The organism is Chryseobacterium sp. PTM-20240506 (assembly GCF_048296755.1).
Lineage (GTDB): Bacteria > Bacteroidota > Bacteroidia > Flavobacteriales > Weeksellaceae > Chryseobacterium > Chryseobacterium proteolyticum.
In genome coordinates, this window is record NZ_CP182581.1 from 3,708,158 (window position 1) to 3,730,713 (window position 22,556).

Below are 22,556 nucleotides of genomic sequence, written 5' to 3' on the forward strand. Positions count from 1 at the left end.
AAGGGTTTTATCTTTATCCAGGGTTATTATCTAACCTCTTTTTTCTTCAACCATACAAAAGGATTGACTTCGTTGATTTTCATTTCGTGCGGTAATGAGGAGTTATTTTTTAGTATACAAATTCTACCATATTAGATTTATATATTTTGGATTTTATTTTTAACTGAACTTGCATCTTATATTTTTTTCCTCTTTCTAAAGAATAAAACGCATACCAACAGTCAAACATTCTACAAGGATAATCTTGAAATAATTCCTTTGCATTTCTGTAAACTAAAAATTTATACTTTAATTTTTTAATTTTTCCCTTATGAATAAATATTTTCTCATTTTTTCTTTTTTCAATATTTTCTAACTCTTTTTTATAAAATGAGGGTGGTTCGTCGGGATGTGGTAAAATGTATGCATTTTGCATTGGAACTACGGTAGCCCCATCAAAAACAAATAAATATAAATTATTTTCATACATAGGGTATATCTCCGTTTCATTCATAGCTCCATTAATACTCGTAGATGTTAAATCTGTATTTAAATTTAGCTTTTCATTAGAAATTATGCCAACATTCAAATTATTATTTTGTTTTTGCAAGTTAATACTTACTTGTTGAGCATAGCTACAACAGAAAGCCAAAAGAAAAATAATATATTTCATTACCAATTATTTTTTACTTTATAATAATTATACCATTGTTTAGATAATGCTGAGGGAGCAAATGTTATCTCCCATTGATATGCTCTAAACTCCAGCGCTTCTCTATAATAAATATTTGCAGGCTTTTGATCATTCTTGTAAAACTTCAAATAACTATTAAATATTGATTTTGCGGTTTCATTAATAAAATCTATTGAATGAACTAGCTCATGGCCAACAGTCTGATAAAGTTTGAAATATGAGAATGTTTTTGACTTATTTAAAATGATATTTCCTGTTTTATCATTTGTTTCTCCTAATCTATTAGATTGATTCGTTTTCCCATATCCGATAGGAACATTTCCGGATTTTTTATGCATAGAAGATAATGTGTCTGTACTAAGAACCATATCAAGGCTTTCCTGCGTGTTAGGTGCTGCTGCATTTACGTCCTTTACTCCGACTGCATGTAGTTCCTTTTCAGCAATGGATTTAGTTCCAATCCTATGCATCGCATGATTCAATCCAGCAACAATACCACCTATAACGGCTCCTTGCCAGAAGTTTCCTCCTGTGAGTTCTGATCCAATCCCTCCTGCTAAGGCTCCAAAAGCAATCGTACCCACGGCACTATTGGCAGCATCGCCTACAAGTTTCTGTTATTACCCACTACACGAAAGATTCTTGCGGTAGTGGGGTGTAAGAGTTTTATCTTTATCTAGGGTTATTATCTAACCTCTTTTTTCTTTAACCATACAAAAGAATTGACTTCGTTGATTTTCATTTCGTTCGGTAATGAGGAGTTATTTTTTAATATACAAATTCTACCATATTAGATTTATATATTTTAGATTTTATTTTTAACTGAACTTGCATTTTATACTTTTTTCCTCTTTCTAAAGAATAAAACTCATACCAACAATTTAATAATGTACATGGATAATCTTTGAAAAGAGATTCCATATCAGCATAGACCCGAAATGGAAATTCCAATAAAACGCCTTTAGATTTAGAAATATTTATATTGATTTGACTTAGGTCTAAACGTGCCTTTTCAAGTATTTCTTTTTCTTTCCAATACGCTTCAGATTGTTCAATAGATTCAAATCTAATATTTCCTATTTTATTAGCAATTCCGCTTTCAATGAAATTATTTTTTTCATCATATAAAAACAATGTTAATTTTTTCTCCCTTATCCCTGATTTTTTGACCTGATAAAATGTATTATTGGCATATTCTATATCCTTCCTGATTTCAAGATTATTGCCTGATTTCAGAGTAATATTTATGTATTGCAAATTATCACTCAATTTTAGATCAATATTTTGAGGAAAAAGAAATTCATAAAATAATGTAGTAATTAAAAAAACTATTCTTTTCATAATCCTAATAATGATTTATATTTGTTGTATTGTTGTGATGACCACCAATCTTTTGCATAGCGCATTTCCCAACCATATGCCCGATATTCTTTCCAATTGTTATACCTTTCCATTGAACGTTCTGGATTGTTCGAAAAACGTTTCATATAAATACCATACTGTCTTACAGCTGCTCCTGAAATAAAATCAATAGCATGAGTAAGTTCATGTCCAACGGTTTGATAAAGTTTGAAGTATGAAAATGTCGAATTTTTATTTAAAACAATACTTACAGCTCTTCTTGAACTTGCATTTGGTGTTGTTTCAGCTTCATTGCCAAGATCCGTAGTCCCATATCCGATAGGAACATTTCCGGATTTTTTATGCATAGAAGATAATGTGTCTGTACTAAGAACCGTATCAAGGCTTTCCTGCGTGTTAGGTGCTGTTGCATTTACGTCCTTTACTCCGACTGCATTTAGTTCCTTTTCAGCAATGGATTTAGTTCCAATCCTATGCATCGCATGATTCAATCCAGCAACAATACCACCTATAACGGCTCCTTGCCAGAAGTTTCCTCCTGTGAGTTCTGATCCAATCCCTCCTGCTAAGGCTCCAAAAGCAATCGTACCCACGGTACTGTTGGCAGCATCGCCTACAAGTTTCTGAAAACCTGCTGCCCCTAAACTTCCCAGAGCTCCTGAAGCAAAAGCCTGAAGAAACCCACTGCCATTATTCTGCACCATTCCCAATACTCCTTGTGAGAGGCCATGAGCCCCGGCTTGTAATACTGCATTACCAAAGGTTTTCGCGGCGGCGGAAAAAATAGTTCCTATCCCAAAGGTAGCAGCACCCCCGACCGCGCCAAAGAACATCGATTTTAAGGCTCCCCCAAAACTCCATTTATCTATATTTCCTGTGAGTCCCAGTGTCAATGTATAAGATACCAGCCCTACAGCAGCTCCTATAAATACAGCTTTCCATATTGCAAACATTGAAATCCCTAATAATGTGACCAATTCTTCTCCACTGGGATCATTAAACATTAAAGGATTATTCAATACATATCCATACTTATTATAATTCTGGGTGTTGGTGGGGTCCTGTATATTCTCGTCCGCATTTAAAAATCTTCTTAATAGAGGATCATACAACCTTCCGTTCATATGAATGATTCCTACTTCTGTAAAATGCTCATGGCTGGTGTAGCCTCTTTCAATTAAGAGTGATGAATTACGAATTACATTTTGATCGGTAATAATAGCTCCATTCCCAATTTTAAGATGGGTAAAGTTACCCCATGCGTCAAAATGCCTTTGTTCCAGTTTATTTCCTGCCTCATCGCTAATCGCCAGAATACTTCCGATATAATCTTTGTGCAAAAATTTATAAGATCCACTGCTCTCTGTATAGTCTTTCAAATATACAATATTAGAATCATAAGGTGTTCCTCCAATATACAGGATGTGCTTTTCCTTTCCAGTGGTATTATCTTTGATCACCTCATAGCTTCCATCTTCACTATAGAATTTTGTAAACTTTCCTTCTCCATCATTGCTAAAGTTACCTCCATAACTCACCCTTTGCCTCATGCTGGTTAAACCATATTGGAAAGCCACATCTCCTTTTTCTCCATCAATGAATACCGGATCATTGTTTTCGTTATAAGAAATACTCTGGATTAAGTCATTGTTATAGTTTTGTGTTCCTGCAGTATTCAATGTCATACCAGTAGGTTGATAGATCTTCTGGCTGTTCTCAAACTTAATTGTTCCCACCTGATCGTTTTGGGTGATTCTTCCCTTTACATCATAGACATTTCTATTGGCAGAAGGTTTAACCCCCGTTACTGGATTGGTCCAGTTAATAAGTCTGTTGTTATCATCATAGTCAAAGGATTCAATAATATTAAAGTCTCCTCCGGTGGTTCTGCTCTTGAGTTCATTTTTAATCGCATCAAAGGAGTAGGAAAGCTGTAAGATACTTGCTTTTACTTTGGAAGAGTGATTGACCTGGCTTAAGAAACCATCAGCTGCATAGGTGTTATTGATGTTGGTTGCACCCAGCATAGCTTTTAGAACCTGACCTTTGGCATTGGTTTCCTGAAGCTGCCACAGGGTTTTACCTGTCTGTTTGTCTTTTACCTGAAGCAGTTCCCCATTCCAATTGCTGTAGAAATTTTCTATCTGTATTTTAGTCAATACCCCGGAAGAATAGAGTTGTTTTTCATAGGAAATCACTCTTGCTTTATCATCGTAGGTAATTCCTTTTTGGATAAAGTATTTTCCATTGCTGCTTTCCGATGAGAATAAAACTCTTCCCTGTGGATCATAAATTATGCTGGCATTGTATGCCTGACCTTTAGAGGTTCCTGATTTTGAAATCACCCTTCCTTTGTCATCATAAGAGAAAGTGATATTTTTGTTAGTGGCTTCCCCACCGTCCATTGTAGAGATTTCTTTCTGGGAAATAAGCTGACCTAGATTATTATAAGTATATTCTTTCGTTCCCTTGGGGCTAATAATCTTTTTAGGTTGTCCGGAACCATTATATTCATATTTATAGATTCCATTCGACGGATCATTAAATTCTGATTTTCTACCCCAAGGGTCATATTTTGTCGTGACGATATTTTCAGCGTATTGGGCTTTGATTTGTTCACCAGCAGCATTATAGCTAAATTGAATGGTTCCTCCTTTATCAGTACTTGAAATTACATTTCCTAAGGCATCTGTTGTTTTGGTGGTTGTTCTTCCATAGCCATTCAATTCTTTGACCGTTGTGGTCAGCCCTGAAACAGAAGTCTCTGCTTTCTTGCCATTGAATGAGGTCGCCGTTATCTTAGCTGGAAATACAGTATCATCATACGAAATACTATTCCACTGATTGGCTGATTGACCTTCAAAATAGGGTTCGCTTTCTTTGATTTTTCTACCCAATATATCATATTGAGTTTCTTTAGAAATATATTGCCCTTGTCCAAAGGCTTTAGTGGAAGTCTTATATTCCTGGCCTTGTTTATTGGTATACTTTTTAGTTATATTCCCATCCGGATCATTTTGAGTCATCGTAATATTAGTATTACTATCTCTCTCATATTGATAAGAAGTGATTCCGTTCAGATTGGTTTTGGAGGTTAAGAGTTTACCCCATCCATCATATTTATTTTCTAAGGTATTGCCTAATGGATCGGTTTGCTTTTCAATCTGCCCCCAGTCATTATACACAATATTGGTTTCAAGACCTAAATTGTCCATTTTTTTTACCACAAAACGGCCTTTAGGATCATACCTGCTTTCCGTATTCTGAATCCGTGAATCTATACTATTACTTATTGCCCTTTTTGTAATATTTCCGAAGGCATCATAGTTATAGGTTTCTGTTATAGATTCGGTATTATTTCTGTTCCAGGTGATCTGTGTTTTTAACAGGTTATTTTCATAGGTATATTCTTCTTTGGTTCTTTTGGTATCCCCATAAGCCTGTACAACATCCTCTTTAATTTTCGGACGACCAATGTAATAATTGGTTCCTGTTCCTGATGGATTATGGAAATAGTCAAAGGTTGAAGTAGTTATAGCAAAGTTATTGTTGATTCTGGTTTCCCTTTTTGCAGGAAGATAATAATCTCCATAGATAATCGTGCTTGCTGTAAGGGTATTGGTTAAAAAATCCTTGATTTTATTAGTCGTAGGTATAATGGCTACCACTACCTTATGCCGGTTTGCCTCCGTAATATTGGTTGTAACCTGTCCGTCTACCAGTTGTTGTCTTTCGTAAATGGTTGATTTAAAGCTTAAAAGCTGGGTATTGTTTTCAGAGATGTTGGCGGGGAAGATCAAATTTTCGTTATTGGTACGGATAGACCATTCTTTTACGGGAACGCCCTCATTCAATGGATCGATCTCTACTCCGGACCAGATTTTGGTAGCTTCAAACCCATCTGCATACCACGAAGAACGGGCGGTCTGGCGGAAGCCAATACTTCCCCGACCCTGCAAATGACTTACAAATCCTCTATAACGGAAATCTTGTTTACGGACTCCGTTATTGGTGGTCTGAAGTAGTTGTGATACTGCATACAATCCAGAAAATTTATTTACCTCAATATAAGGGTATTCTTCTTTTTTTACTGAAGTATAAAGATTGGGATTGGTAGAGGGGTTCAGTTCCTTGTATTCTATATTTGTACTTAGATCTCCTTGCACAATGGAAGAAATTCTTGAGTAAGTGCCGGTATCTCTAAAGCCATTAGCTTCAAGAAAAATAAACCTTTCACAATCGGTTTTGCCACAGTTTTGAGGTTTCCCAAGAATAATGACTTTCTTTCCATCTCTATACATCGTTGTTGTTGCAAAAGGAACGACAACCTGATTAAAATAAAAATTCTTTGTCGGCCCATGTTGAGTGAATACGATAGGTACTCCATTAGAATTTGCTGTAGTAAAAACTTTTGAGGAAACGCTGGTATTTTCCCAGTTAAAATGATTGTTCCAACTATGATCAACAAAAGAAACAGTAGTTGCAATGAATTCTGATCTTCCGTCTCCGTCTAAATCATCAGCAGCAAAAAGTTGCCCCGTAAACGTGGCATACCTACACCCTGATTCGAAAAACGTATTATGCACTCCCTCCTTACTCGTTTCGTAATTCAAGGTAAAATAGGCCAGGTTATTTTTTACTTCTTTTATAAAACCCACTCCATTGGAAATATATAAGTTCCAATGAGATGATTTGTCTGCTTGAGGAATCATTAAATCCGCTTTTCCGTCTCCATTAAAATCTCCTACAATAGCCCTGTCAAAAACGCCTTCCAGGCGAGATATATTTCTTATTGTTGCAGTAAAGCCATTTTGCCCTTTTTTATAACTCTCTATGGACCCATTATAAGAAATAAACTCAAGGACACCATCGCCATCGAAATCTCCGGCTAATGACTCAAATAAAGATTTTGTTCCCCCTCCCGCATGAGAAACTTGCATATCATCATACAGAGAGACAATCATCGTTCTGGAATTATTATTACACTTCCTATCAATGATAGGAAATGTTTGATCCTGATCCGGATTATTAGTTACCTCATCGTTACAATACATATCTGTAATTTTCAAGATCAGTTCAGACTGATTGTCTCCGTCAAGATCAAGTTCTTTACTTGCTTCAAGAGTTGAGTTTAGAGAGCTGTTTAAAGTTATAGTATAGGAGGGGTTATTAGGATAAGGTGCATATTCGTAATCATTGGATGAAGAATAATCATATTTGTCTCCAGATAAAGTTTTCTCAAACTCTGCTATAAGTTGATTATCATCGTTCACAGAATACCCACGTATGATTAAATCTTTTTTTAGAGTTCCATTAATTGTTTTTTGCTCTAGTGTAACCCAACCTTGTCGTGTTAATAACTGGTTTTGTGTATTTTTTATGGTAAAAGAAGTACTTGATGACCAGATTTGGGCATTCATGTAAGCAAGACTTCCAACAGGTACTTTGGTATTATTTCCAAAAACATCTTTATATAAAATAATATTGGTTCCTTCATTTCTTAATACATCGACTTTTCCATCCCCATCAAAATCTCCATTAATTCCTTTATTATCTCCATTCACATCGTAAATTCGGGATTCTTTCCAATCTTTCACCGTGGCATTTTCATAGGTGAAAAGTATAGGATTGGCAGACTCTTGCTTAGCATTCTGCTCAGTAATCGACTTTACCAGCTGATATTTATTATCACTATTAAGCTCATTGAGAATCTTATATTTTTTAAATAAGAGACCATTGGTATGGACGGTAATGTCTTTTAGTAAATTAGACTGGATAAAGCTCTGTGTCTTAAGATAAGAAGTCTCTGTCAATTGTCTTGCTTCATAATTAAATGAAATAGTATTAAAATGAGCGGTATTACTATTTTCATTTCCTCCCCATTGTATATTTGAAATGATGGCTACATTATTGGATTGAGTATATTGATAGCTAATATAATTACCTTGAGCATCTTTCCATTTTACAATATTGTAGTCTACCGGAGTTCTTGCCGGACTATTTCCTGAAGTGGTCGCTCCATACCAGGCTTGAGATCCGTCTTCAAAAGTAATCACCCAATATAATGGTCCTTTCCATGCTTGCCCGGTTATTGTTCCTATTGATTTTACTTTAATATTAGAGTATTTTTCCGTCACATATTCTGAGCCATCTTTTCCGTATTCCCCGGATTTTAAGATCAGTCTTTGTCCATTGTAGCTGTAATAATCCGACTCATCTAACTGAACTCCTTTAATCTCACCATCTTTTTCCATATTCCTTCCAGTTCTTGAAATCGAGGTGATTCCTGATAAACTCCATCCATATCCCGCAATTCCATTTCCGGAACCACTGGAGTAAATAAGATTAGCTTGTGGGGCTACACTTTTTATCCCGGGAGGCAAAGCTATTGGCAGGGTAAATTGTAATTGACCTGACTCGGATACTTCAATATTTCCTTTCGTATCATGGAAGCTTTGTCCTTCCGGGGCAGTTGTGCCGTATGGATTGGTTGCTCCTGCATTAGAATCTGTTGGACCTCCTCCCGGATTTTCTGTAGCAGGTCCAATCTGTGCCACAAATGGATTTGAGGTATCCGCAGCTGCTTTGAATCCCTGTGCCAGTAGTATGGCCTGTGGGTCCTGTACTGTTCGTGAGGCGTTTTCCTGCTGATATAGAATTGTTTGTGAAAAGCCCAATAGTGAGCAGAATGAAATAATAAACGAGTATAAAAATTTCATAGATGATAAAATAATAAGTAATACTTAATTTTTCTTGTCTAAACAACTACCTTTTTGTAACATTCCTGCTGAAGATTCTTCCGTCTTTTAAGGTAAACTGAAGGATATATACTCCCCAATCGTAGCCGGACATATTGATTTTAATCTCTTTATTAAGATCAGGCATGTTTTGCTTCCGGAATTTCCAGTTGATGGTGTTGTGTTGATATAGTGCTACAGATTCAATAAGACCATCTGCTTCGTTGGTCCAGTCTATAGTAAGAATATCGTTCACAGGAACCGGATAAAGCCTGATTTGTTTCCAGAATGTTTTTTCATCCATGGCTGGATTTTGCTGCAACGGAGCTATGGTTCTGGTTTCCTGACTTTCTTTCTTTGTTTCATCTGAAGCCTTTTTACTCGTGTTATTAGTACCACGATATCGCTGGTTTCCAGCCTCATCGTATTTGAAATAAACTTCAGTTTGCGAAAAACCAAAGAATCCCATAAGTAAGGCAGAGAAGGAAAATATTTTTCTTTTCATAAGTTGCATTTACTTGATTTTTCCTGAAAAAAGAGACTTTAATTGTTTTTCTAGTTGCTTTATTTTTTCAGATTGAAATTTTAATTGTTTGTTTTGTTCAATAGAATATAGTGTCAGCTCTTCAATTTTTTCCAGTAGCTTGGCGTCCATCTCACCCACATTGATTCCGTTTTTTACAACTTCTTCAGCGGAAGGAATATTGGGCAAATGCCCTTTTTGTTCAATATGTTTTTCGACTTCTTCCAACGAACGAAGGTGATAATCTTTCCCGAAGACATAATCAGCCCATCCATTGGTAGAAGGAACTTCAATCTTTACTTTTTCTGTTTTTATTCCGTCTTTTACAAATAAGCGATATTCATTACAGTCACTACAGGCGGAGAGTGCAGTATTATTCCATGAAGTTCCGATAAGGACCTTACCATTTGCTCGTACAGTGAACACGTATTTTGCCCAATCCCCTTGTGTATGGGGAGAAGAAAGTGTAAGCAATCCTACATCATTAGATTGATAGTGGTCATATACAAGCCACATCAGGTCCATTCCTGAACTTACATTTTGTACTGTACTTCTTACCTGAACACCATCACTGTTGATATTGGTGTAAAATTGAGCTCTTCCATAGTTTTTAAAAGCAATATTAGGGTCTGTTGGACCTCCGATGGCTACTGCACCTTCACTTGATTCGATAAGAAATTTGCCCCATTTGCTCCATTTGGGATCATTCGGGAGAGCATTTCTATAAAATACACCTCCATCATTAAAATTGATCTGGTGATTTTTATTTCCTGAATTTCCTGACCATGGAGCTATAGTTAGTAATCCTGAAAATTTTCCGGCGCCGGGTGCTTCAATGATAGCTCTGTCCTTAAATTCAACTTTAAATTCACGATTATATTCAGATGGAAGTGGATTTACATTTCTTGTATCCTGAACCTGAAGATTAGCGGCCTGCTGTGCAAAATATAACTGAGTGAATAAAATAATGCCAGTGAGTAAACTTTTTTTCATTATTGGATGTTTTATTACGATAGTTGTAGATTTAAATATACTTTTGGGTATAATGGTTAGATGGTCCTGATTTTTGAATCAGAATCATTAAAAGGATTAAGTCCATAAAAAATTAAAGGGAATAAACCTTTAAAAATGGAAAGTCATTAGAAATACATTTTATCTGTTAAAATGTATAGGGGAAATTATTTTTCATGCAGTGATCAAATTTTATTTGTGTTTTTGCAAACATATAAAATGTTCACTATATGTAGATTTAAAACACGTAACAATTTGATATTCTGGTCTGTATTTGTAATTTATTTAAAAAAATAAAGAAAAAAATAAATCTGGATTTTTAAAATTTTGAAAAATATTCATAGAATGGAATGGGCTTTTAGCAAAAAAATGCTAAGTAGATTGTTGTTTATCTCCAAAAAAAATGTTCAGGAGATTATAGCAGAGTTTAATACATTAAAAAAAGCCATCAGTTTCCATTTCTGGAAACGTTCTGAAATAGAACTAAAGTATAGGATGCCTTTCAAAAGGTTTGTTCCTATCAAAAAGATACCGATAGGTAATTAACTTTCTGGTCACAGTAGTATCGAGAGTTTCTGCAATTTTTATCATTTTCGGATTAAAGTCTCCGATCCATTGAAGCTCGGTTACTTTAAAATCTGTATGTTTTCTCAGATGCTGGGTTCCTTCCCAGATCATATATCCATCGATTCCTTTCCTTTGCCATTCGGGAATAACGCCGAAAACCAATCCGACCATTTTTTCATTTTTTTTGAATGTTTTGTACCAAAGGAACTTCAATTTTTCTATACATCCGAACTTTCCGTTGAGGTATCTGATCCATTGATTCACGTCCGGAATATTCATCCACATGGCAATCGGCTTTTCATTTTCATAAACGAACCATGAAATATGTTCGTTGATAATAGGTTTCATAGTTTTGAACATTTTCAGCACCTTGCCTTCTTCCAGTCTTTTTCCTTCTCCATGCGCTGCCCAGGCACTATTATAAACCTCCGTGAAATCTTTTGCAAATTTTTCCAGATTATTTTTTTTCATAGGCTGTGCAGAGATGGACGGATTTCGGCGGTGCTTTTCATGCATTACCCTAAATACCCGTGAAACGTCCGCGAAAATAGGTCTTGAAAAGCAGAGCTGTTCAAAATATAACCTGAATCCATAATTTTCAAAGAGATCTTTGTAATAAGGAAAATTATAGTTCATGCCAAATAAGGGAGGTGAAAATCCATCTGAAAGGAGACCCCAGAATTTATCTCTTTCTCCAAAATTAATAGGTCCATCCATTGCCTCCATACCTCTTTCGTGCAGCCAGTTTTTACAATAATCAAAAATAAAATTAGCTGTTTCCTGATCATTAATGCAGTCGAAAAAACCTAATCCTCCGGTTGGCTGATCCTGCTTGTAGAAAGTATTGATAAAAACAGCGACCTTTCCAACAGTCTGATTGTTTTTATTTTTAAACAAAAATCTTTGGCACTCACCGGTTTTGAAAAATTTATTCTTACTGGGATCGAAAACTTCTTCGATATCTTTGTCTAAAGGTCTGATGTAATTTTTATCGTGCTGATAAAGTACAGCTGGAAACTGCAGAAATTCTTTTTTTTGTTCTTGATCCTGTACTTCTTCAACAATAATCATAAATTTTATAAAAATAGAGGGTGAAAGATAATGTTTTTGGTTTCAATTGAAATCAATGAATCGATTTTATCCGTATTTTTGTTGCAAATTATAAAAAATGGTTGATTTTACTGATAACGACGATGATATTTTCACTGGAAAAGAACATACGCCTATAAGGGAAGATGCTTTTGATAAATCGCCACAGGAAAAGATAGAAAAGATTACCCAGCTTTTTGGGGAAATTATGGAAACTTTGGGAATGGATATGACGGATGACTCCTTAAAAGATTCTCCCAAACGTGTTGCAAAAATGTACGTGAATGAAATTTTTGGTGGACTACTTCCGGAAAACAAACCGGGAATTTCTACTTTTTCCAATAAATATAAGTACCGCCAGATGTTGGTGGAAAAAGATATTACAGTATATTCGTTCTGTGAGCATCATTTTTTACCAATCATTGGAAAGGCACATGTTGCCTATATTTCAAATGGTGAGGTAATTGGTCTTTCAAAAATTAACAGGATTGTAGACTATTATGCAAAGAGACCTCAGGTTCAGGAAAGACTTACAATGCAAATTGTAAATGCCCTTAAAGAAGCTTTGGGAACAAAAGATGTAGCGTGTATCATTGATGCGAAACATCTTTGTGTGAACTGCAGAGGAATTAAAGATACGGCAAGTTCTACGATTACGGCAGAATTAAGTGGAATATTCAGGACTAATCCTATTACCAGACAGGAATTCCTGCACTATGTAGGAAGCCATACGACTTTGGATTAATCGAAATGGATTATCAGATTTTAAAAGATACCGTTGAGTCGGAGATGAAAAGATTTGGGATGATTTCTGAAGAAGAATGGAGTTACAAATTTTCTGCTGATAAGTGGTCCAAAAAAGAAATTTTAGGTCATCTTTGTGATAGTGCACTAACCAATATCAGGAGATTTGTGGTTACCCAATACAAGGAAAATGAAAATATAGTGTACGATCAGAATTTTTGGGTGAAAGCTCAGAACTATCAAAATATTCCGATAGCTGACGTGATCAATCTTTGGAAATATCTCAATCTTCAGATCGTGAATGTTGTTGAAAATATGCCGGATGAGGTTTTGCATAAAAATTGTGATACTTCAAAGACAGAGCAGAGAGTGTATACGCTGGAGTATCTGATTCAGGATTATATGGATCATTTGCAGCACCATTTAAAAACAATTTAATAATGATAAAATTTAAAAAAGTTTCAGATAAAATTTTTGTAACCACAATTATTTGTTGTTGCCAGAAATGCTTTTGTTAAAAGGTCACAATCTTTTAATACTAAAACTTTAAACTAAATTATAAATCATTAAATCTTTTAATTTTAAAATCAATGCAATTAAAAATATATAATTCGCTAACTGCTGAAAAAGAAATTTTCAAACCTATTTTAGAAGGAAACATTGGGATGTATGTTTGTGGCCCGACGGTTTATAGCAATGTACACTTAGGAAATGTAAGAACGTTCCTTTCCTTCGATTTTATTTACCGTACTTTAATGCATTTAGGGTATAAAGTAAGATATGTTAGAAATATTACAGACGCGGGACACCTTACTGATGATGGGAATGTAGATAATGACCGGTTTGTAAAGCAAACCCGTCTTGAAAAATTAGAGCCTATGGAGATCGTACAGAAATATACTGTGGATTTTCATAAAGTTTTAGATATGTTCAATCTTTTGCCTCCTAATATTGAGCCTACGGCGACCGGGCATATTGTAGAGCAGATTGAGCTGACTCAAAAGTTAATTGAAAGAGGTTTTGCATATGAAAGTAATGGTTCTGTTTATTTCGATGTTCTGGAGTATAATAAAAGAGGATTGAATTACGGGGAACTTTCAAAACGTAATATAGAAGAACTGTTTGCTAATACCCGTGATCTGGACGGGCAAGGGGAAAAGAAAAACCCACAGGATTTTGCACTTTGGAAAAAAGCGTCGCCTGCTCATATCATGAGATGGAATTCTCCTTGGGGAGAAGGCTTTCCGGGATGGCACCTGGAATGTACTGCAATGAGTACTAAATACCTCGGTGAGAAATTTGATATTCACGGTGGTGGAATGGATCTTAAGTTCCCACATCATGAATGTGAGATTGCACAAGGTAAAGCCTGCAATGATGTAGCTCCGGTTAATTACTGGATGCATGCCAATATGTTAACTATGAACAGCCAGCGGATGAGTAAATCAACAGGAAACTATATCCTGCCGATGCAGCTGGTTTCCGGTGAAAATGATTTCTTTGAGAAGCCTTTTCACCCGTCAATCGTACGATTTTGCTTCCTTCAGGCTCATTACAGAAGTGTCCTGGACATTTCTAATGATGCTATGATTGCCAGTGAGAAAGGATTTATCAGGCTGATGGAAGCCGTAAAAGTGCTGAATTCTGTTGTGCCGGATGATATTAAAGAATCAGGTTTCAATCTTAAAGAGTGGAAGGAGAAGGCTTATGACGCGCTGACAGATGATTTTAACTCACCAATACTGATCGCGCATTTGTTTGAAGCGGTGAAATTTATTTTTGCTTTGAATGATGGGAAAGAAACTATTTCTACTGAGGATCTTGCTGATTTAAAATCTACTTTACATGCTTTTATTTTTGATGTTTTGGGCCTACAGCCTATTGAAGAAAATAATAATGAAAAGCTTGATCAGACCTTACAGGTTCTGATTGAATTAAGAAATCAAGCCAGAAAATCTAAAAACTTTGAGCTTTCAGACCAGATCAGGGATAAGTTACTTGCTGAAGGAATAGAGCTAAAAGATGGAAGAGATGGAACTACTTATGTTTTGAATTAAAAGTAGATCTTTTTACATATTACCTCCCACAGGTTTTACGGATTACGCAGCTTTCAAATAGAATGTCTGTTCAAATCAGTAGAATCTGTGGGATTTTTTTATTTGAATAAATATTAGATTTAATGAATATGCTAATTAAAGCTACTGATGTATTATTAAATTTTTAAATAATTGTATTTTTTATTATTTAATCTAGAAAATATGTAACTTAGTGATAATAAATCCTATTAATTATGAAAAAATATTTATTCCCTGTCATCTTACTGTTATTAGGAGTGAAAGCTTCCGGGCAGCAAGATTTCTTTGCACTTACCGGAAAAGATACTTCGAGCATTATTTTTAATGATTTCCGGGCCCTGGATGTTATCAATGGAACTTCCGGTGAAACTATGTTGACAGCAGATTCTATGGCAAAAGTATTTTCACATTCGAGAAACGGATCTGTTACTGAGGATAAAAACTCTTATAACCATGCCCAGTCTGCAACAATGGCTGCTTTAGCTTATGATCCGTCGGGAAATAATCTGATATACATGCCGATGTTTTCTTCTAATGTGTATGTTTTAAACAATAAAACCAAAGAAATTACTTTGGTAGAAAACAACGTAACAAGAGTAACTGCGTGTGATATTAATTCCCATATAACGAGAATGGCGACAGGATACGATGGAAATGTTTATGCTATTAATAATGCAGGAACCCAATTCTTACAAATTACCAGAACAGGTAATCAATATTCGGTTCATGACCTGGGAATTATTAAAGATGATATATCCAACGGAAAGAATTCTTTTACAACTATTGAAACAGGTTTTGGTGGAGATATGATTGCTGATGCAGACGGTAATTTCTATGTTTTTTCGACATCAGGAAATGTCTTTAAGATTCTGAAAAAAGAACTTAAGGCAAGGTTTATAGGGAAGATCACCGGTCTACCTGAAAATTATTCAGTGAATGGTTCTGCTGTTAATTCAAAAGGAAAGGTGGTGATTGCAAGTGCAAAGGGGGCCCCATTGTATGAGGTGGATATGCAGACATTAACCGCGGATAAAATCCCCGGAGATCTGAATCTGCATATTTATGACCTGGCAAGTAAGTATTTTGTAAACGATAAATCCGTAAGCTCAAATGTTTTAACCCGCGTAGATATTTATCCTACAAAGGTTAACGAGCATTTTATTACAATAGATATAAATGATCAAAAGATCAAAGAAAATATTATACTTAATGTGTTTGATATGTCTGGTAAAAATGTGATGAAACAAAATATATCTGCTAAAGGAGGAGCCTTAAACCAAAAAGTATTCCTGAATAATTTAGTGGACGGAGCATATATTGTAAATCTTACAGAAGACTCAGGTAAAATATTATTAAATAAGAAGATTATTGTCACTAAATAATATCCTGAATTTTTATGATTTTAAAACCTTTTCAAAGTGACTGAAAAGGTTTTTTTAATGAATATTTGATCTTGAATAAGTTTTGTTTTTCGAGATTATAGTGTATTTTTATAAAAAAATAGAGATGAAATTATACTTTAATGTAGGATACAGCGCGCAAATTGGAGAAGGATTACAGTTGGTGATCAAAGAAGAAGGAGCTGCATCTAAAGTTCATAAAATGTTCTACACAGAAAACGGTTTATGGAAATGTGAGGTGGATTATTTCTCAAAATCTATTTCTTATAAATATCAACATATCAATGAAAGAGGGAATGTCCTGAGGGAAGAGTTTGTATCCCATCATTTGAATTTTCCTCATAATTATAAAGAATTTTTAATCTTTGATGAGTGGAATAATAAGAACTTTCCTGAAAACTATCTCAACAATAAAATTCTTTATAATAAACTTAATCAGTTTATTCCGGAGAAAATTACGGTTCTCAAAAAGCATACTCATTTATTCAGGATTGAAGCTCCTATTTATAACCCGGACTGGCAAGTCGTTCTTTTTGGGAACACTGAATCTTTAGGTAGCTGGGATTATGAAAGGGTAATTCATTTATCCCAAACTGACTTTGGAGTTTGGGAAGCAACAGTGGAAATTCCTGAAAATGAATTTATACAGTATAAATATTGTATTTACGATAAAAGTTTACAGAAAGTTGTCGACGTAGAAACTGGTGAGAATAGATTTACGGTTCCTAATCTTCAGCCTGATGTTTTACAGGTCCTTGCCAACCATTATTTTAAATTTAAATCTTATCAGATGTACCATGATGCAGGAGTTGCAGTTCCTGTATTCTCTTTAAGGAGTGAAGATGGGTTTGGCGTAGGGGAATTTGCTGATATGAAAAAGTTAGCCGAATGGGCACAAAAGACTGATCTTGGTATTATTCAGATTCTGCCTATTAATGATACTACAGCTAATTATTCCTGGACGGATTCCTATCCTTATGCCGCTGTTTCTGTTTATGCTTTACACCCACAATATATTTCACTGGAAAATCTTGATTATGCTTTACCTGATGATTTAGTTGAAGAATATCAGTCAGAAAAAAAAGAATTGAATGCTTTAGAATTGATTGATTATGAAAAAGTAATTGCCGGCAAATGGAAATTTCTGAAAGCTGTTTTTAGCTTGCAGAAGACCAAGATTTATAAAGACAGAAATTTCAAAAAGTTTATAAAAGATAATGAAGGCTGGCTGATTCCTTATTGTGCGTTTTGTGTATTGAGGGATAAATATAAAACGCCCAACTTTAATAACTGGAAAACACACAAAAAATATATTGCCGGAAAAATTGCCCCATTTTTTTCTGCAAAAAGTAAAGATTATGATGATTCGATGCTTCATGCCTGGGTTCAGTATCAACTTCATAAACAACTGAAGGAAACTATAGATCATATTCATAGTTTGGGTGTTTCGGTAAAAGGAGATCTGCCTATTGGTATTTACAGGTATTCTGTAGAAGCCTGGGCTGAACCAGAACTGTTTGGAATGGATTTCCAGGCTGGGGCACCACCTGACCAGTTTACTGAACTGGGACAAAACTGGGAATTTCCAACCTATAACTGGGAAGCCATGAAGAAAGATGATTATCGATGGTGGAAGAACAGGTTTAAAGCTTTGGAGCAGTATTTCGATGCCATGAGAATAGATCATATTTTAGGCTTTTTCAGAATATGGAGAATGCCCATATCCGCCACTCAAGGTATACTCGGATATTTTTATCCAGCTGTTCCTATAGTAGCTGAGGAATTTAAAGCTCTGAACATTCCTTTTAATTTTGAGCGGTATTGTAAGCCTTTTATTAATGACCATATTTTATGGAAGTATTTTGCAGACGAGAGTAGTAAGGTTCTGGAGTTTGTAAATAAGAATGCCGATGGAACGTACTCATTTAAAAAAGAGTTTGATACACAAAGGAAATTATCGGACTATTTCAAAAAAAATAAGGAGAATTCCTTTTTGGAAGAAAGGCTTCTTTCTCTTTGCGCAAATGTTTTGTTTGTGACAGAAGAGAGAAATGGGAAAACTGTGTATCATCCAAGATTCAATGTATACAATACGGATTCTTATTTTTATTTGTCTGATTGGGAGAAGAATTCGATCTATAATTTGTATCATGACTATTTTTTCAGAAGGCAAGACCACCTTTGGTACGAAAAGGCCATGGAAAAATTACCTATGATACTTAACGCAACAAAAATGTTGATCTGTGGGGAAGATTTAGGAATGGTTCCTGCTTGTGTGCCTGTAGTGATGGATGAGCTCGGTATTATAGCTCTAAAAGTCCAGCGTATGCCTTCGGATGATATTCCATTCTATAATCCCAAAATTGCAAATTATATGAATGTGGTTACGGCATCATCACATGATAGCTCAACTTTACGGCAATGGTGGAAGGAGGATCCGGATTTAACTCAAAAATATTTTAATAATCAGCTGATACAATATGGAAAGGCTCCAAAAGACCTTAACGCTTATTTGGCGGAAATCATTATGAAGCAGCATTTGTACAATGATGCTATGCTGGCGGTTTTTCCTCTTCAGGAATATTTAGCGACTGATGAAGAGCTTGTAAACCCTGAAATGGATAATGAAAGAATTAATGATCCTGCTGTTTTTCCTCATTACTGGCGTTACCGCATGCATTTGAACCTAGAAAGCTTAATGGACAAAACTGCATTTAATGAAAAAATCAGTCACTGGGTAAAAGATAGTGGTCGGAAGTAAGATTTAACAATTGATTATCAATTAATTAATGATATTTTAAAAGAAGTTGAATGAAAAGATTTAACTTCTTTTTTTTATTCGTATCAAAGAAATAGAATAGAGATATTCTACTATATATTAACCAATTAACGCTATTGAGATGAAAAATATACTTTTAGGATTTGCACTGGGTTTGGCGACTTTGTCGTTCGGCCAGCAGTATCCACATAACGGATGGGATGATGATGGGTATGATAATAATAACGGATACTACAGCAACCAGGACGATCAGAATTATTTCCCTGATGATTACTATTACAACTATCCTCAGGACTATTATCCTAATGCTTATTACCAAAGCTACTACAATGATTACAGGAACAGTATCATCAATGTAAACTGGAATGTATTCTTTGCTCAAAACAGATTAAACCGGTGGCAGATTGATCAGATCTTATATCTGAATAATCTTTACTCCAGTTTTGCAAGCTGGAATAACTTCTACAGGTACAATCCGGACAGATGGTATTATGATAGATTTTATGCAATGCAAAGAATTTTAGGACCAAGGGTTTTCGTTGTTTTCCAAAACAATTACTATCACGGCTCAAGTCCTATTGTTTACTTTCAAAACTACAGAAGAAGCTATTATGTTCCAAGATATGCGGTGATGCCACGTTACAGAAATATAAACATCAATGTTTATAGAGTAGATAGGGCAAGATTCCGAAGAATGGATAATCCTACTCTTAAAGTTGTTTCCTCTAGAAACTACTCTGGCTTTAGAGATAATGACAACAGAAATCAGGGAAACAATGGATTCAGAAGTCAGGGAGGTTTCAGGAATCAGGATAACAATGTTAGAAATAATAGCGGATTCAGAAGTGATAATAATATAAACAGAGAAAGATCCGGAAACAGTGGATTCCGTACAAACCGAAATCAGGATGCCGTAAGGGACAATGGACCGAGAAGAGAAAACAATAATGGTTTCAGGAACGGAGGAGGAGAAGGATTCAGACAACAAAGAACTGAAAACTCCGGTTTTAGAAAGCAAAATAATGGAAACGACAACAGAGGTTCCGGATTCAGACAAAAACTGGCAAATAATTAATTTTCATATATTATATTTAAGTGGTGTGAAGGGCAGGTTTTTATAATCTGTCCTTTTTTAATGCTATGTTTTTATTTTATGATTTTTATACTTTAAATTAACATTTTTTATGAATATTTTCATTTAACTTCTGTTTTGTTTGATTATCAAAAAGATGTATAACAATTAATTAAAGATATAAAAAATGAAAAAATTAATTTTAGCAATAGCTTTTATCGGAATGGGAAGCTTTGCAATGGCTCAACAAACAACTCCACAGGATCAGCAGGCAAAAAAGGCTGAAATGCAGCAAAAAATGCAACAAAGAGAACAGGAGCGCCTGGATCAGATGCAGAAAGATCTTAATCTAAACCAGAATCAGGTTGCTCAGATTAAAGACCTTCAGGCTAAGAGAAAAGCGGAAATGATGGCTGATTTCGAAAAGAATAAAGGAGAGAGACAAGCGAAGATGGAGGAAATGAAAGCCAAAAGAGCACAAATGGATGCGGATATGAAAAAGATATTAACTCCAGAGCAGTATGATAAATGGCAGGCTGATAGAAAAGCTAAAATGGAAAAAAGAAAGGCAGAAATGAAAGACAGAAAAATGATGGTTAAGCCGATGCCTGCAGGTACTGCGAATGCAAATTGATAGTTTATAATTGTGTTTTTTTAATGTGTTGAGGACGGAAGTAATTCCGTCCTTTTTACATTAATTTACATTAATTTTTTTGAAATCGGGCTTTAATTCCGTAATTTTGAATATAATCTTTTATTATGGTAAGCGAAAAAATTGCAAAATTAATCAACGAACAAATAGCCCACGAACAATATGCCGCACAATATTACCTTTCAATGTCTGCTTGGTTTTCAAGTAAGGATCTTGACGGGATTGCCAATTATTTCAGGGTTCAGAGTAAGGAAGAATTAATGCATGCAGATAAGATGTTTGATTATTTAAATGATGTAGGAGGAGAAATCATTATCGGAGAAATTCCAAAACCACCTCATGAGTTTGATAATGCAACAGATATTTTTGAAAAAGCACTTGAACACGAAAAAATAGTAACTAAAAGTATTTTCAATATTGTAAAGAATGCAAATGATGAGGGGGATTTTGCAACAACTTCTTTTTTACAGTGGTTTATTAATGAGCAGGTAGAGGAAGAGGCAAGCGCATCTCAATTGGTTACTAAAATCAAAATGGTTTGTGATAATCCTTCGGCATTATATCTTTTTGATCAGGAATTAGCTCAAAGAGTTTTTGTTCCTGCTGCAGATGCATAAGACTTAATAGCTTTAAATATAAAAGAGTGAACCTTATCCAAGTTCACTCTTTTTTATTTTTACAATATGATGTTTCTATTTTGATACTTTTAAAAAGATTTGTTGATGGTCTTGATTAATATCGATGGTTGGAAATTTTTTATCATAATCAATAACGATATCTCCTTTATCTTCAACTCCGTTTCCATCGGAATCCCAATTAATCGTAACGTAATATTTTACCGGATCTCCTTTCTTTACTTCCGGTTTAATTAGACTTTCGGGGTTGTTAGGTACAGGAAGTTCAATGGTAAAAGGAATTTTTTCCTGTGAATATTCTTTCTCTGCGATCAAGGTTGCCGGTACATCAGCCATATTAGCAGGTACCCCATACAAATTAACTTTAAGCTTTGCATTTTTGGGAATTACATTGTCTGTACCTGTAAACTCGATTTTTACATTTTTTCCCTGAGAAGCTTTATCTGTTGCTATTGCTTCTTTTTTGGGAGCATTGCAACTTACCAGCAGTAGGGCGCCCAGACTCATTAAGGTTATAAATTGTTTCATCTTAAATTTGTTTTAGAAACTAAATTTATGAAAAAAAAACACAAGTAGGGATATATTTTATTAACGTTTCATATCCTGCTCTTTTGAAGACAGAATATTCCACTTGGTTTCCTTTAGTTGAAAAATGGTAGTATTTATTTTACAGCAACCTAATGGCGCAATGGTTGTCAAAGTTTTATTGTTACTATCTATAATTTTTGGAAAGGCTCCTTCGTTTAAAGGAAATTCTTTATTCATTTTAAATGTGCTATCATTTTTATCCTGGAAAAAGTAAGAGTATACAGGTCCACCATTGCCTCCGGAGTCATACAGAATGGCAAAATCTTCAAGCTGATCAAAGTTAAAATCAGCAATGATAAAATCATGATAGTTTTCGATTCCTTCTTTTATTTTTTCTCCGGATAAGAAATAATTAATTCTGTTTAAACTCAAAGAATCTTCAACGACAGGCCACGTCCCTGGTGTATACATGATTTCCTGGAAATCCTTATTATTTTTAAAGATGTTAATTTTTAATTGAACAGGTCTGTTTTCGTCATCTTTAGCAGCAACACTAACCTTAAAATCAAAATTTTCATTTTTAGATGTTTTGACTTCTTTTTTTTCTGTTGTAGGGTTTCCTGAGCCTTGTCCTTTTTCAGGGGTAGGCTTACTGCAATTTATAAAGAAAATGGAAGTTAATATAATACTTAATAGGGTTGTTTTCATT

The 22,556-nt window shown here is 34.9% G+C and carries 17 protein-coding genes; 8 read left to right on the plus strand and 9 right to left on the minus strand.

Annotated features, from left to right (window positions below; translation table 11 throughout):
- Window positions 1-109 precede the first annotated feature (109 nt).
- The 7 genes from ACNFU2_RS16550 to ACNFU2_RS16580 all read right to left on the minus strand — a co-directional run bounded on the left by ACNFU2_RS16550 (window position 110) and on the right by ACNFU2_RS16580 (window position 11,944).
- Window positions 110-652 carry a hypothetical protein gene (locus ACNFU2_RS16550; RefSeq protein ID WP_273650580.1) on the minus strand — a complete coding sequence of 181 codons (543 nt, stop codon included), beginning with the start codon at window positions 650-652 and terminating at the stop codon, window positions 110-112.
- Window positions 652-1,257, minus strand: coding sequence for a hypothetical protein (locus tag ACNFU2_RS16555; RefSeq protein WP_418122350.1), 606 nt, complete (start codon window positions 1,255-1,257; stop codon window positions 652-654). Before ACNFU2_RS16555 ends, ACNFU2_RS16550 begins: the two co-directional genes overlap by 1 nt.
- A gap of 184 nt (window positions 1,258-1,441) precedes the next feature.
- A complete protein-coding gene (locus tag ACNFU2_RS16560; protein WP_273650582.1) occupies window positions 1,442-2,014 on the minus strand; it encodes a hypothetical protein in 573 nt (190 codons plus the stop codon).
- A complete protein-coding gene (locus ACNFU2_RS16565) occupies window positions 2,011-8,754 on the minus strand; it encodes an RHS repeat-associated core domain-containing protein (protein ID WP_418122352.1) in 6,744 nt (2,247 codons plus the stop codon). Before ACNFU2_RS16565 ends, ACNFU2_RS16560 begins: the two co-directional genes overlap by 4 nt.
- A 46-nt stretch (window positions 8,755-8,800) precedes the next feature.
- A complete protein-coding gene (locus ACNFU2_RS16570; RefSeq protein WP_273650584.1) occupies window positions 8,801-9,277 on the minus strand; it encodes a hypothetical protein in 477 nt (158 codons plus the stop codon).
- Window positions 9,278-9,286: 9 nt separating this feature from the next.
- Window positions 9,287-10,288 (minus strand): cell wall anchor protein, encoded by a 1,002-nt coding sequence (locus ACNFU2_RS16575; protein WP_418122354.1) that lies wholly within the window; start codon window positions 10,286-10,288, stop codon window positions 9,287-9,289.
- A gap of 501 nt (window positions 10,289-10,789) precedes the next feature.
- Complete coding sequence (locus tag ACNFU2_RS16580) at window positions 10,790-11,944, minus strand: hypothetical protein (protein ID WP_306615064.1); 1,155 nt, start codon at window positions 11,942-11,944, stop codon at window positions 10,790-10,792.
- A gap of 97 nt (window positions 11,945-12,041) precedes the next feature.
- Here ACNFU2_RS16580 and folE point away from each other — a divergent pair, with 97 nt between their 5' ends.
- The 8 genes from folE (at window position 12,042) to ACNFU2_RS16620 (ending at window position 21,301) form a co-directional block, all read left to right on the plus strand.
- Window positions 12,042-12,707, plus strand: coding sequence for a GTP cyclohydrolase I FolE (gene folE / locus ACNFU2_RS16585; RefSeq protein ID WP_172284379.1), 666 nt, complete (start codon window positions 12,042-12,044; stop codon window positions 12,705-12,707).
- Window positions 12,708-12,712: 5 nt separating this feature from the next.
- Window positions 12,713-13,144: a DinB family protein gene (locus tag ACNFU2_RS16590; protein WP_273650588.1), complete on the plus strand. Its 432-nt coding sequence runs from the start codon at window positions 12,713-12,715 to the stop codon at window positions 13,142-13,144.
- 152 nt (window positions 13,145-13,296) lie between these two features.
- Entirely contained in the window at window positions 13,297-14,763 is a 1,467-nt protein-coding gene (gene cysS, locus ACNFU2_RS16595; protein WP_306615061.1) for a cysteine--tRNA ligase, read from the plus strand.
- A gap of 233 nt (window positions 14,764-14,996) precedes the next feature.
- Entirely contained in the window at window positions 14,997-16,163 is a 1,167-nt protein-coding gene (locus tag ACNFU2_RS16600) for a T9SS type A sorting domain-containing protein (RefSeq protein WP_273650590.1), read from the plus strand.
- Between the two features lie 124 nt (window positions 16,164-16,287).
- Window positions 16,288-18,942 (plus strand): 4-alpha-glucanotransferase, encoded by a 2,655-nt coding sequence (locus ACNFU2_RS16605; RefSeq protein WP_273650591.1) that lies wholly within the window; start codon window positions 16,288-16,290, stop codon window positions 18,940-18,942.
- Between the two features lie 139 nt (window positions 18,943-19,081).
- A complete protein-coding gene (locus ACNFU2_RS16610; RefSeq protein ID WP_418122358.1) occupies window positions 19,082-20,035 on the plus strand; it encodes a hypothetical protein in 954 nt (317 codons plus the stop codon).
- Window positions 20,036-20,219: 184 nt separating this feature from the next.
- The gene (locus ACNFU2_RS16615) at window positions 20,220-20,666 is read left to right on the plus strand and encodes a hypothetical protein (RefSeq protein WP_273650593.1); all 447 of its coding nucleotides are present in this window, start codon (window positions 20,220-20,222) and stop codon (window positions 20,664-20,666) included.
- Window positions 20,667-20,791: 125 nt separating this feature from the next.
- Window positions 20,792-21,301, plus strand: coding sequence for a ferritin (locus ACNFU2_RS16620; RefSeq protein ID WP_172284366.1), 510 nt, complete (start codon window positions 20,792-20,794; stop codon window positions 21,299-21,301).
- 75 nt (window positions 21,302-21,376) lie between these two features.
- On the opposite strand, the gene ACNFU2_RS16625 is transcribed toward ACNFU2_RS16620, so the two are convergent.
- Together ACNFU2_RS16625 and ACNFU2_RS16630 are read right to left on the minus strand one after the other, a co-directional pair.
- Window positions 21,377-21,847: a hypothetical protein gene (locus tag ACNFU2_RS16625; RefSeq protein WP_172284364.1), complete on the minus strand. Its 471-nt coding sequence runs from the start codon at window positions 21,845-21,847 to the stop codon at window positions 21,377-21,379.
- Between the two features lie 60 nt (window positions 21,848-21,907).
- Window positions 21,908-22,555: an XAC2610-related protein gene (locus ACNFU2_RS16630; protein ID WP_273650594.1), complete on the minus strand. Its 648-nt coding sequence runs from the start codon at window positions 22,553-22,555 to the stop codon at window positions 21,908-21,910.
- Between the last annotated feature and the right edge of the window lies 1 nt (window position 22,556).